Raw genomic sequence first — 12,583 nt, forward strand, 5'->3', positions numbered from 1 at the left:
GGGTAAAGCTGCTTCTTTTTTGTAGAGGAAACAGGAATGAGTAACGAGAAATAGATATGGAGCAAATGACGAACGAAAGGACAGGAGTCTATGTATACAACCATCATCGAACCGCGTGTGTCAGAAACAGACGGCGTCGGCCATATTAACAATACAACCATTCCCATCTGGTTTGAAGCAGGGCGCAATCAGCTGTTTAAATTGTTTATGCCGGACAGTTCTTTTAAAAACTGGAGAATGATTATTTTAAATATGAATGTTGATTTTGTGGACCAAATCTATTTCGGACAGGAAGTGAAGGTTTACACCTGGGTTCAGCGAATCGGAAACACAAGCCTTGAGCTCTATGAAGAAATTCATCAGGAAAACAGGCTTTGTGCCAGGGGAACGGCCGTCTATGTTAATCATAATCTGGAGACCAAAACCTCGGAATGTATTCCGGAGGACATCCGGGTGGAGCTTCAGAAACATTTGAAATAGGCGTAGGAAGAGAGGTCGGGACGACGAAGTCCAGGCTTCTTTTTTTTATGAAAATGACGTGATATGCAACTATTTCTTGGCCGAACCGCAAGTAAATTCGGCTTTACCGCTACTAATCTCTGTCGAACCGCAAGTACCTCTTCTCACCACCCCGCTTAACCCTCCCCTCGTGAGCAGTATGAGAGCCAAATCGGCGTATTCCCTTTACAATAGGGGAGAATAAGGTACGAGGAGGTACAAAATGAAGGTAGAAATATGGTCAGATTATGTTTGTCCATTTTGTTATATAGGAAAAAGGCGCTTTGAAAATGCCCTGAGTGGGTTTGAAGGACGCGAGCAAGTGGAGGTTGTGTACAAAAGCTTCGAGCTGGATCCTTCGTTTCAAAAAACGGATAAGGATATTCATGCTGTGCTAGCCCAGAAATACGGTACATCGTATGAGCAGGGAAAAAGCATGAACGACCAGATGACAGAACGGGCAAAGGACGTTGGTTTGGCGTATGACTTTGACCGGGCGATTCCGGCCAATACGTTTGATGCCCACAGGGTCTCTCATTTTGCCAAACAGAATGGATTGTTAAAAGAAGTAACAGAGCGGATCTTGAAAGGGTATTTTACCGAAGGCCTTGATCTTAATGATCACGCTACCCTTGCAAAACTTGCCGGAGAAGCGGGACTTGATGAGCAGGCGACTCTTGCTGTTTTAAAAGAAGGAAAATTCGCAGAGGATGTCCGTGCCGATGAGGAAGAAGGCTCCCGTCTTGGTATTACCGGCGTTCCGTTTTTCGTATTTAACCAAAAATACGGAGTATCAGGCGCGCAGCCGGAGGATGTGTTTACTGAGGTTCTTGAAAAGGTGAAGAAGGAGGAACAGGAGGAGTCTCCGATTCAACTGCTGAACCAAACCGAGAATCAAAAAAACAAGGAAAATGACTGCAGTGACGGTTCCTGCAACATCTAATTGTTCCCTAGATAAGGAGTGAAATGTATGGCGAGCAGCGTTATTTTGAATGACACAAAAATCATGGTCCGTGACTTTCAACAAACAGCAGTGAACGGACGAAGGCAAATTTCTTTTCAATTTCAGGTTGAACACAAAGACTATCACGATATTACCACGCTGTTATACAAAAACGATTTCGATGTAAAGGTTCCTGAGGAAGAGATATCGTTCAGGGCATCCATCACCAATTATTCTACTTCCGTTACAAACCTGTACGAAGAAAGTGCAGTAGGAGATTTTTATCTGGAGCTTACGGAAAAGGAATAAAATCACGAAGAGAGCGGGATTTCCGTTCTCTTTTTTCGTGCTACAATATCAGAGGAACAACAAGGTAAAAAGAAAAGGTGTGAGCTATGGAACGGTTTAAAACATCAGCACTTCTTGATGTCATCAGTGAATTGTTTTCAAACGAAGCATCAATTGCGGTTACGGATACCGAGCAGTATATTTATTATCAGCCCAGCAGACGGATCAATTTAAAAATTAAACCGGGTGATGAGATCAAAGAGGGGACCATTACACATAAAGCACTGGTGTCCCGGCAAAAGGTCTCCCAATTTATCAATCGCGATATTTTTGGAACGCCTTATTATGGGATGGCGGTTCCCTTATTTGATCAGGAAGAATTGCAAGGATGTGTGACCGCAATTTTTCCGGCGCTGACAAGCGGGAAAACGGTGGTTACGGTAAAAAGCGAGGATAGCTGGATTCCAATCCCGTTCTCGGATATCTTTTATTTGGAGGCGAAGGACCGCAAGACCTACGTCATAGGGGAAAAGCACACGGGAAGCCATAAGGATACACTGAATGAGTTTGATTTTCTTTTGCCCAAGGATAATTTTGTCCGCTGTCATCGCTCGTTCATCGTAAATGTCCATCACATTTTGGAGATCTATCCGGACAGCCATTCAACCTTTTTATTAAAAATGAAAAATGGTGAACAAGTGCCTGTCAGCCAGTCTTATGCAAGCTATTTCAGAACATTGCTTGGCTTCTGACCAGATCCTTCTGTTTGGTGAATTGAATGTTCTGTCTTATCTCAATTTTTTGTGATTTATTCCCTTTCTCTCTCGATCATGATTCTGTTTGCTACACTTATGAAAAGAGAGAGACAAGGAGTGTGGAGAAAATGGAAAGCGTTTGCAAACGAATTCGAGATCAGCGCTTACATGATCGGATAGTGTCTGCTGAGGAAGCCGCATCCTGGATCGAAGATGGAATGACACTTGGCTTAAGCGGATTTACGCGGGCAGGAGATGTGAAGGCCGTGCCGTTTGCTCTTGCCAAACGGGCGGAGGAAAATCCCCTGAAAGTCAATGTGTTCACAGGTGCCTCCCTTGGGTCAGATGTTGATAAACTGTTTGCCGAGAAAAACATGATTAACAAACGGCTGCCGTTTCAGGCAGACGCGACTATGAGAAAAGGCATCAATGCCGGGGATTTTCATTTTGTTGATCAGCATTTGTCCCATACATCGGAATGGATCCGCTCAAATGTACTGGACACAATCGACTTTGCGATTTTGGAAGCAATTGCAGTTACCGAGGAAGGTATGGTGATTCCAACCACATCGATCGGCAACTCTATGGTGTTTTCACAGCATGCCAAAAACATCATCATTGAAATTAACACCGCACAGACAGAGTTGCTCGAAGGCATTCATGATTTGTACGAACCAGGGCCGCAGGGTGAACGGCAGCCCATCCCGCTTTCTGCGCCTTCCGACCGGATCGGTGTAAAGGGAATCCAGGTGGATGTGGACAAGATTAGAGGGATAGTTTTTACCCATCAAGAGGATTCGCCGTCCACCATCATTGAACCCGATGAGGAAACCGTTGTCATGGCCCAGCACTTAATCACATTTTTAAGAGAAGAAATCAAGGCAGGCCGTCTGACAGAAAAGCTCGCTCCGCTTCAGTCAGGAATCGGTTCGGTGGCTAACGCGGTTTTTCACGGATTGCTGGATTCCGAGTTTACGGATTTGGAAGTTTATTCAGAGGTTCTTCAGGATGCGGTATTTGATTTGTTGGATGCCGGTAAAGTGAAATTTGCGTCTTGCTGCTCGATTACTTTGTCTTCAGAAAAAATGAAAAGCGTATTTTCCAATTTTGAAACGTACCGAGACCGTTTGCTCCTGAGACCTCAGGAAATTTCCAATCATCCGGAACTTATTCGCCGGATGGGGCTCATCTCTATTAATACTGCGCTTGAATTGGATATTTATGGTAATGTTAACTCGACCCATGTGATGGGAACGAAGATGATGAATGGCATTGGCGGATCAGGAGACTTTGCCCGCAATGCGCGCCTTGGCATTTTCGTGACCAAATCCATTGCAAAGGACGGAAAAATCTCGAGCATCGTTCCATTCGTATCCCATGTGGATCATACAGAGCATGATGTGGATGTGATTGTCACAGAACAGGGATACGCAGATTTAAGAGGGCTGGCGCCTAGAGAGCGTGTGCAGAAGATTATCGAAAATTGCGCGCATCCGCTGTACCGTGAACAGCTGAATGAATATTACCAAGAGGCGTTGAAAAAAGGCGGACAAACGCCGCATGTGCTTGAAAAGGCTTTTTCGTGGCATACCAATTTTGAAAAGAACGGAACAATGCTCGAAAAGGCAGCACAGCCTGTGTAAATCATATGAAAGCTGACTTTTCTTTTGCGAAGTCAGCTTTTTTTGTTAAAGGGTTGCGTTTTCGGATGCTATTTTAATAAATGACATAAGAAATGACGTGTGAATTGGCACAGGTCATTTTATTAACGTTTTTAGCTTGATATTTCATTTTTGGCATAGATAGTAACTTTATATTTTATAATGGACAATAAATAGTGCTCCTTTAAAATGTTGTGTAAAAATTGCTGTCCATTTCAAGTTCACTTGGGGTGCCGGCAATATGCTCTTCTTATACAATTAACGGGGCAGTTTCGTACAATAAGGATGGCAATGTGTGGATTTATTGGAGAGGTGTGTGGTTATTGATTTTGGTCAGTTCTTGTCTAGCTGGATTACAAGTAAGGTATAACGGTACACATAGCTTAGATAATAGGATAAGTAAATTAGTTGGAGAGAATCAAGCTGTTACGATCTGTCCCGAAATGCTTGGTGGGTTTTCAATCCCAAGGGAACCTGCTGAAATAGTAGGCGGAGACGGAGAAGATGTACTGGATGGGAAGGCTAGAGTAGTTGAGAAATCTGGTAACGATGTAACCGAACTTTACATAAAAGGAGCTTACGCTACTTTAGAAAAAGCTAAAAAAATGGACGCAACACTAGTTGTTCTCAAGGAGAATAGCCCATCCTGTGGCAGTTTAATGATTTATAACGGTGAATTTAAGGGTAACAAAATTGTTGGAAACGGAGTTACTTCAGCCTTACTTAAAAGAAATGGTTTACAAGTAATTTCAGAAGAACAATTTATTGAAAATTTCTTTTAGTTATCACTAAAGGGTACTTTAGTCGAACAAGAACTGGAATTTATAACAAAGAAAACTCGCTCGCTTTGAGAAGACACAAAGGATGCTGTCCCTTATAGAGACAGCATCCATTGCATGTTATGAGTTACCAGGAGCTGGAACTTGAGCTGGATCGGCGCCGCCGGTTATTTCTGACTCTGCAACGAATGGTAATCACTTTACCACCGCTCGTACGGCGTGTTCTTGCTTTGCATCTCACTACTTTTCTTCTTCTGGACATGCTTCATCCCCCATATCTGTATCAAAAAATAAGAAAAGGAAATCTCTTTTCTCTCCTATATTCTATGGGGGATTGCTAGAAATGGCTTGGACACATTACAGGAATGGGAAATTTTAAATAAATGGACCTTCGTAGGGTTGGGCAGGCATTCGTATAAAATCATAGGTAGCCATGCTATCCACATTGGTAAAGAAGGCATGAAGACTTTCAATGAGCATGAGGTTCGGGACACTTTCCTTTTCCTTAATTAAAATTATCACCTTTTGATAAGCATAGGCGTAGCCCAGTTCAAACGCTGTCCCGCTGTCGGTGCTCTTTCCTTCGTAATCGTGAATCGCCACGACGACATCTGCCCGACGCAGTGCGTAGAGATCGAGGTTAAAGACGACTTTTCTCCACTCCTTTGAACCCCACGGATACTGCTGGTTCTGATGGAACCGGGCGGAGTAAAATTCAGCAACCTGGGGATTGCGGGACAAGGCATTCTCGAGTCTTTGTATGCGGGCGACCTGTTCCTGATCAAAAAAGGGACCGGCGATAAAAACTCTGATCTTTCTTGTGTCTCCGTTCATAGGACACCTTCTTTCTTGACGAAGCGTTAATCCCTTTATAGGTTATGAAAAAACAAAAAAAGAAGACCGAAGAGGCCTTCTTTTTTCTGTTTCTTTTTCGTCATGCTTACCAGTGGTGGGCTTTGGCGTTGCTTCTCAAGATGATGTTCTGCTGAGACATCTCAGTATGGCCATTCACTTGAGATTTTTGACGCTTCGGCCGTGTCCAATTGTGGTGAAACTTACTAGAGTGAGGATCTAAATGATCTTTGTAACTCATGGCTTTTCACCTCATCCGCTAAGAGTAACAATCCAGAAACAAGGGTGATATTCAGGGAATATCCTGATTATTATGCGTCATTATCGGAAAATTTATGTCGGATTGGCCGACATTTTTATCATTTGCACGATCCAAAGCATCTGCACGGGTTTCCGGAACAAACTTTAACAAAATCAAGCCGATGATAAATAAAAGAATCAGGGAAAATACACCGCTGCTCGAATTGCCGCTCATCTGGGCGGTAACTCCAACCAGGAGCGGGCCAAGAATGGAAGCGAATTTTCCAAAAATGTTATAGAATCCGAAAAATTCGTTGGCTTTCTGCTTTGGCACAAGCTTGGCAAAGTAGGAACGGGACAGCGCCTGAATACCGCCTTGTGAGGTGGCGACAAGCATGGCAAGGATCCAGAAATCCAGTGTAGTTTTTAAAAAATAGGCATAAATGCAAACAATGATATAGATAAATATGCCAACATAGAGCATTTTTTTGCCGGTGAATTTTTCAGCCAGTCTTCCATACAATAACGCAAACGGAGCGGCTACCACCTGTGTCACGAATAAAATGATCAGCAGGGAAGTAGAGCTGATGCCAAGGTCGGAGCCATAAGCGGTAGACATGGAAATAATTGTACCGACTCCATCGATATAAAAGAAATAGGCGAGCAGGAACAAAAAGAGGGCACGGTAGCTGCGGATGTGTTTCAAGGTCTGGCCGAGCCGTTTGAAGCTGTTGCGAACGATGCGGGGTTCCCGCTCGACATAATATTTTTGGTGAACATGTTTGAAGAACGGGATCGAAAACAACCCCCACCACACAGCCGTGATTAAGAAGGCCAGCTTGCTTGCGGTGACAGTGGAAAGGGGAAGCGTTTTGGTTTGTGCGAGAATGATGATTGCAATGCTGATCAAAAATGGAATGGTACTGCCGATATAGCCGAGGCCAAATCCCCGGGCAGATACATTGTTCATCCGCTCTTCGTTGGTAATATCGATCAAAAAGGCGTCATAAAAAACGAGGGAGCCGCTAAAGCCAAGAGCAGTCAGCGTATATAAGATCAGTAAAAGAAGCCATTGCTCACTGGGAATAAACACGAGAGAAGCGGTTGAAGCGATACCAACTGCAAAAAAGAAGGCGAAAAACTTTTTCTTCATGCCCCGATAATCAGCAATCGTGCCCAGTATCGGCCCAAGCATCGCCAGAATAAAGGTGGTAATGGCAATAGTGTATCCCAAATACGCAGTAGAATCTGCGGCGCTAACACCGGCCTTCATGGCAGCGCTTTTGTAAAAAAGCGGAAATACAGCGGTAGTAATAATAATCGAGTAGGCGGAGTTTGCCCAATCATAATACATCCAACTGCTTTCTTCCTTTGAGAAATATTTCATTCTCATATCCCCTTTATTTTCGTCTTCTTTTCTTAGCTTGTTATTCTCGTTCTTCTGTCAATAATCCTTCAACCACCGAGCCGTCTGTTTCTCCCAAGTACAATCCGAGCAATCTGGCCATTGTTGGACCCTCGTCGATCAGGCGCATCGCAGGAATCTCCTGATGGGGTCTGATTCCTTTTCCGGCTGCTGCAAAAAATGTGGCGTAATTTTCTTTTTTGGGAGAATAGCCATGACAGGCATACGTATATCGTTTGGCACGAACATCCTCCTTCGTGACGTGGTGAAGAAAGTCTCCCTCCAGATTTTCTTTAAAATAATATCCATCACATGCCTCCAGCATAAAATCGCAGCGAGGATCGGCTCCCAATGCTCCGGCTTCCTCTCCTGTCAGCACTTGTTCGATGCCGTTTTCTTCCTCCTTTGTTAATTGAAGAAGGAGAGCATTGACCCTTTTTGTGAGGTCTTTATCGCTTTTGTTTCTTATGTATATATATGCCGAGCCATCACAGCTATGGCAGTAGACCTGCCAATTTGTCACCTTTCCTATTGGAGTAACAGAAATCCAGCCCTGTTCCTTAAACAGGACGTTTAGTTGAATACCGGTTGTTTCATCGAGTGCACTATGGTCACCGAGTGCGACAATGGTTGTGTTTTCAGCAGAACCACTCTCTTTTACCGCTGCATGAATCCTGCCGAGCCGGTCATCATGGCGCTTTAGTGCATTCATTGCCTCCTCTGAAGAGAACCCATGGTAATGCCGCTGGGTATCCAGGTCGGAAAAATGAACAAGCAAGAGGTCGGGATTTTTTGTTTTGATCGTATGAACGGCTGATTCCAGTACAAAGTTATCGAGCTCGGGCTGGTTGAGCCCATTGCGGATATGGCCAAAACGCCGGTTCATGCCAAGCTGGTAAAAGACACTGCCATTCATGAGCGAGACAGGTATTTGGTGGTGCCACGGCCGGTTCGCAAAGATCTCAGGCATATGATAATCAATATCGGCTTTTGCTGTGACCGGCCAGAGCAGCGCACCGGTCTTCATTCCCGCCTGTTTGGCTTCATCAAAAAGGGTCGTGCCCTGAATATGCCTCCGGTGCCAATGCCAGTCAGGTGAAACTCTTCCTGGCTGGAGATAGGTATTGTTCACAACACCATGGCGCTTCGGATAATTGCCGGTCACGATGGTGGCATGGCATGGATAGGTGACGGTAGGATAAATGGATTCAACATTGGTGCAATATGATCCCCACTTGAGAAGCTCTTGAAAGTGGGGAAGCTCCTTGATCACAGGAAAATCAAGTGAAGAAAGACAATCAAAAGAGATGACAATTAAATGGTCTGTCAGGCGGTTCATGAGGGCCTCCCTGCAATAATCTCAATAATAACTGTTTCTTCATGATATCAGGCTGCTCCTTTAAAAAGAAGGAAAGAAAAGGGGCTGTCCAAGAAGTCAGGACAGCCCCTTTGGATCTTTCCGACTACTTTGATACGTCTTCGAGTGTAAGTTCTGCAGAGGCCTTTTGGCCATCCCGATAATAGGTGACGGTAATGTGATCGCCGGCTTGGTGTTTGAAGATATATTCCCGCAGACTTGCTGCAGTGTCAATCTCCTTCCCGTCCAATTCAGTAATGACGTCGTAATTTTGCAGGCCGGCTTTTTCTGCTGGACCGCCGGCTTTGACATTCAGAACCACTGCGCCATTTTGGACGGTATCAGGAAGGTTCAAATCGTGCTGGCGGGAGGCTGTTGGGATCTGATTCAAGGACTGAGGGACGATTCCCATCTGTGGACGCTTAATCTTGCCCTGTTTTTCCAGTGTCTCGATGGCCAAATAGCCGAGCGGGTTCCCGATCGCGATGGCCTGCTCACCGGCTTTCACAGCATCTGAATTCCCAAGGTTGGCCACACTCTTTACTTTACTGCCGTCAATTTCGAGAAGGCAAGATCCAGCCATTGGTCCGACCCAAGCAGTTTGGCAGAAAGGGTAGTTCCATCGTTTAGTTTCACCTCAAGCTTGTTTCACCTTCCACAACATGATGGTTGGTGACCACATACGCTGTATTACCGCTTTTCTTGTAAATGACTCCGGACTCGGATCCAGCTTCCTGTTCATTTGAACCTGAGCCAGATAAAGAGGAGGAGGCTTGATAATTATTGACACCTACCACTGACGGAAGTGCTTTCACCATGACGAAACATCCTTTGTACTGGACGAGGTTGAAACAGGGAGTGTTTTGACTGTGTTGTTCTTGGAATTCTCTTGGGCCGTTGTTACATTCTTTGTGTTGGCTGATTCGGTTTGCCCAATGGATGGTGCGATATCACCCGTATACATAAACAGGACGCATGCTCCGCCGACCACAGCTCCTGTCAGTCCAGATAGAAAAGGCATCCAGACTTCTTTTCTTTTACCAGTTGAACGGCGTTCTTGTTCCATGTTCTCCACCATCCTTTTATTATTCACCTGTCAAACAGGCTGTATAAGCTTAGTATGGAGGAACTTCCTTAACTTTTTCTTAATACACGTATATTCATAGTTTCGTATGTGTCAATGGTAGTAAAAAAGATCGATAAAATCTTTTTAAATCGCACGATTCAATAAGATTTTTAAAGGATAATTAGTACTTTATTACGATGTATGTTTGAATATTCATACGATACTATGAATATTGTAATAGTTTTCCAAAAATGAAAAAGAGGAGATGGGTTGATGGGATTAAAACAGAAAGCGGCGACGGGACTAATAGGGCTCAGCATTCTGGCTGCACCGTATGCTGCGCTGGCTGAATCACCGGCCAAAGCACAGGTCGGGTGGCATAATGTCAATGTTTATGAAACGCAAGATGAGAAAGATGGCAGCCTGTTTAACAGTGAAAACTATGATTTTGTGAAATACAGCAAAATTGGACAGAAGTTGATGGACATTCAAAAACAAAGTCCTCGCGTAAAAGTAGAGAAACAGGGGAAGTCCGCCGATGGCAAAGATATGTATGTCGTGACGGTTGCAGAGCCGTCCGCTAATGGGAAAATGGGATATTACAAGAAACTGAGAAAGCAAATGTTTAAGAATCCCGAAAAGGCACAGAAATTTATTGAGAAGCATCCTGATGTAAAGGTGCCTGTCATGATCAACGGTTCCATTCATGGAACAGAGTTTTCGGGATCGGATGCCGTGCTTCAGCTAATCGAGCGATTTGCGAAAGAGAATGATGCAGAAACTAAAAAAATCCTCAGCACGCAAATCTTAATTTTTAATGTCGTGGCGAATCCGGATGGGCGTGTGAATGCGACGCGTTTTAATGGCAATGGCATCGAGTTAAACCGTGATTTCATTACCCAGTCCCAGCCGGAAACACAGCAGATGGTGTCACTCATCACCGAATGGAACCCGATGGTGTTCCTGGATCTGCATGGTTATGTAAAGGCCTATGGAGGACCGGACCATCCAGGACTGATTGAACCATGTACGCCGCCGCATAACCCGAACTATGAGTATGATCTGTTCTCCAAGTGGTCCATGAATCAGGCGGAAGCGATGGAGGATGAAATTGTCAGCAACCGAAGCGACTATCAAAATACCAATACCTCGACTTCAAAGGTGGATTACCAGAACATGACGGGTGCTTACATACCACAGCGTGATGATACAGCAGGATGGGATGATTATCCTCCAATTTTCACTCCAATGTATGCCATGTATCACGGTTCTTACGGCTATACCCTGGAAACGCCGACCAATGACTGGGATGGTGTAAAGTGGCATTATGATGCGGTGATGGGGGCATTGAATTATGCCGCACAAAACAAAACAGGCATGGTGGAGGACCAGATTGAAGTGTTCAAGCGCGGTATTAACTTTGACCATCCTTTCCATAAGAAAGGCTTTTTCCCGAAAGCCTACATTTTGCCGTCAGATCCAAAAGATTCTACTGCCACAGAAAAAGCGGTCAACCATTTGATTAAAAATGACATTGATGTAAGCAAAGCCGTCCAGCCATTCACCTTTGACGGAAAAACGTATCCGGCCGGAACGTACGTGGTGAACATGAGCCAGGCAAAAGCGGGACTGGCCAATACCATGCTCTGGGATGGAGAAGATATTACCAATGATACACCGGCCATGTACGATATTTCAGCATGGAGCCTGCCTGAGCTTTGGGGCTTTGATGCGATTCAAGTGCCGGCGGACAGCAGCACAACCTTCTCTCTTGCTCCGGTAAAAGAAGCCGACGATCAGGGACATCTAGTAGGGGATGGCCCATACCAGATTCCGAATACGTCTGTGAAATCCGTAGAGCTTGCCAATAAATTGGTTCAAAAGGGATATGTGGTCAAGCGTGATGCAAATGGTGATTTCTATCTTAATAGCAAGATCACCCTTGATGCTGTGAGACTCGTCCGTTATTCGGGGCTGACCATCTTGAGTGCCAAGATTCCAGCAGGTGCGAAAAACGTGCAATCCGTGAAGGTAACCATTTTAAAAGATGGTGGAATGAGCAAGGCACAATCGCATTCAGGAACAAAGCTGGCGCTTGAACGACTGGGCTTCAACGTAAAAGAATTAACACCAACCGAGCTTGCCAATAAGGGGCTGGGCACTACCGATGTCTTTTTCTACAGCGGAACGTCCAATCTGATATCCTATAAAAATAGTAAAGCCAATGCCGAGTTTGGCTTGGAAAACGAAGCACAGTTCGAGTCCTTCAAAAAGAAAATTACTGACTTTGTAAATGGCGGCGGAAAATATATCGCAGTCGGAGCCGGGGCAGCCAGTGCAGCAAAAACACTTGGACTCACAAACGTAACCATCAACAAAGGCAATGGTGATTCAAATGGAATTGTCCGTGTCGACTACAAGAACAATCCATTAACTCAAGGCTATAAATCCAGTGATTACGGCTTCGTATATGGTCCAGTATGGTACTCCGACACCGATGGCTATGATACAGTGGCAACCTTTAAAAACAATGCTGATTTCTTTGTGGCCGGTCATTGGAAAAATCGCCAGGCCGCTCAAGGACAGCCGGTTATCATCAAAGACAAGTCCAAAGATGTGACTCTGATGGGAATTGAAGCAGGTTTCCGAGATCATAACGATTATCTGTTCCGCCTGCTTTCCAACGCTGTTTACAGCAAGTAATGAATGAGCAAGTCCGTATCAATATGCACTAGGACT

15 protein-coding genes are annotated in these 12,583 nt (G+C 44.6%); 7 read left to right on the plus strand and 8 right to left on the minus strand.

The window, feature by feature from the left end; translation table 11 throughout:
• Nucleotides 1-90 precede the first annotated feature (90 nt).
• The 6 genes from AS030_RS13150 to AS030_RS13175 all read left to right on the plus strand — a co-directional run bounded on the left by AS030_RS13150 (nt 91) and on the right by AS030_RS13175 (nt 4,927).
• Nucleotides 91-480, plus strand: coding sequence for an acyl-CoA thioesterase (locus tag AS030_RS13150; RefSeq protein ID WP_061972337.1), 390 nt, complete (start codon nt 91-93; stop codon nt 478-480).
• Nucleotides 481-721: 241 nt separating this feature from the next.
• Nucleotides 722-1,441: a DsbA family oxidoreductase gene (locus tag AS030_RS13155; RefSeq protein WP_061972338.1), complete on the plus strand. Its 720-nt coding sequence runs from the start codon at nt 722-724 to the stop codon at nt 1,439-1,441.
• A 27-nt stretch (nt 1,442-1,468) separates the two neighbouring features.
• A complete protein-coding gene (locus AS030_RS13160; protein ID WP_061972339.1) occupies nt 1,469-1,750 on the plus strand; it encodes a DUF3219 family protein in 282 nt (93 codons plus the stop codon).
• 86 nt (nt 1,751-1,836) lie between these two features.
• A complete protein-coding gene (locus AS030_RS13165; protein WP_061972340.1) occupies nt 1,837-2,481 on the plus strand; it encodes a LytTR family DNA-binding domain-containing protein in 645 nt (214 codons plus the stop codon).
• 131 nt (nt 2,482-2,612) lie between these two features.
• Complete coding sequence (locus AS030_RS13170; protein ID WP_061972341.1) at nt 2,613-4,127, plus strand: acetyl-CoA hydrolase/transferase family protein; 1,515 nt, start codon at nt 2,613-2,615, stop codon at nt 4,125-4,127.
• 341 nt (nt 4,128-4,468) lie between these two features.
• Entirely contained in the window at nt 4,469-4,927 is a 459-nt protein-coding gene (locus tag AS030_RS13175; RefSeq protein WP_061972981.1) for a 2-thiouracil desulfurase family protein, read from the plus strand.
• Nucleotides 4,928-5,051: 124 nt separating this feature from the next.
• Here the strand turns inward: AS030_RS13175 and AS030_RS24585 are convergent, their stop codons facing one another.
• The 8 genes from AS030_RS24585 to AS030_RS13205 form a co-directional block, all read right to left on the minus strand.
• The gene (locus tag AS030_RS24585) at nt 5,052-5,186 is read right to left on the minus strand and encodes a hypothetical protein (RefSeq protein ID WP_276203858.1); all 135 of its coding nucleotides are present in this window, start codon (nt 5,184-5,186) and stop codon (nt 5,052-5,054) included.
• A gap of 113 nt (nt 5,187-5,299) precedes the next feature.
• On the minus strand, nt 5,300-5,758 hold the full coding sequence (locus AS030_RS13180) for a nucleoside 2-deoxyribosyltransferase (protein WP_061972342.1): 459 nt from the start codon (nt 5,756-5,758) through the stop codon (nt 5,300-5,302).
• Between the two features lie 106 nt (nt 5,759-5,864).
• On the minus strand, nt 5,865-6,017 hold the full coding sequence (locus tag AS030_RS23095) for a YpzG family protein (RefSeq protein WP_074440556.1): 153 nt from the start codon (nt 6,015-6,017) through the stop codon (nt 5,865-5,867).
• 51 nt (nt 6,018-6,068) lie between these two features.
• A complete protein-coding gene (locus tag AS030_RS13185; RefSeq protein ID WP_061972343.1) occupies nt 6,069-7,403 on the minus strand; it encodes an MFS transporter in 1,335 nt (444 codons plus the stop codon).
• Between the two features lie 40 nt (nt 7,404-7,443).
• Nucleotides 7,444-8,760: an alkaline phosphatase family protein gene (locus tag AS030_RS13190; RefSeq protein ID WP_061972344.1), complete on the minus strand. Its 1,317-nt coding sequence runs from the start codon at nt 8,758-8,760 to the stop codon at nt 7,444-7,446.
• A gap of 124 nt (nt 8,761-8,884) precedes the next feature.
• Nucleotides 8,885-9,361 carry a S1C family serine protease gene (locus tag AS030_RS13195; RefSeq protein ID WP_061972345.1) on the minus strand — a complete coding sequence of 159 codons (477 nt, stop codon included), beginning with the start codon at nt 9,359-9,361 and terminating at the stop codon, nt 8,885-8,887.
• 49 nt (nt 9,362-9,410) lie between these two features.
• Nucleotides 9,411-9,596 (minus strand): S1C family serine protease, encoded by a 186-nt coding sequence (locus AS030_RS13200; RefSeq protein WP_061972346.1) that lies wholly within the window; start codon nt 9,594-9,596, stop codon nt 9,411-9,413.
• Nucleotides 9,590-9,844, minus strand: a complete 255-nt coding sequence (locus tag AS030_RS13205; protein ID WP_141687087.1) for a hypothetical protein — start codon at nt 9,842-9,844, stop codon at nt 9,590-9,592. Before AS030_RS13205 ends, AS030_RS13200 begins: the two co-directional genes overlap by 7 nt.
• Before the next feature lie 273 nt (nt 9,845-10,117).
• On the opposite strand from AS030_RS13205, the gene AS030_RS13210 reads away from it, so the two are divergent.
• On the plus strand, nt 10,118-12,547 hold the full coding sequence (locus AS030_RS13210; RefSeq protein WP_061972348.1) for a M14 family zinc carboxypeptidase: 2,430 nt from the start codon (nt 10,118-10,120) through the stop codon (nt 12,545-12,547).
• Nucleotides 12,548-12,583: the final 36 nt, after the last annotated feature.

This window comes from Fictibacillus enclensis (genome assembly GCF_001457035.1).
In the GTDB taxonomy this organism is placed as follows: Bacteria; Bacillota; Bacilli; order Bacillales; family Fictibacillaceae; genus Fictibacillus_C; species Fictibacillus_C enclensis.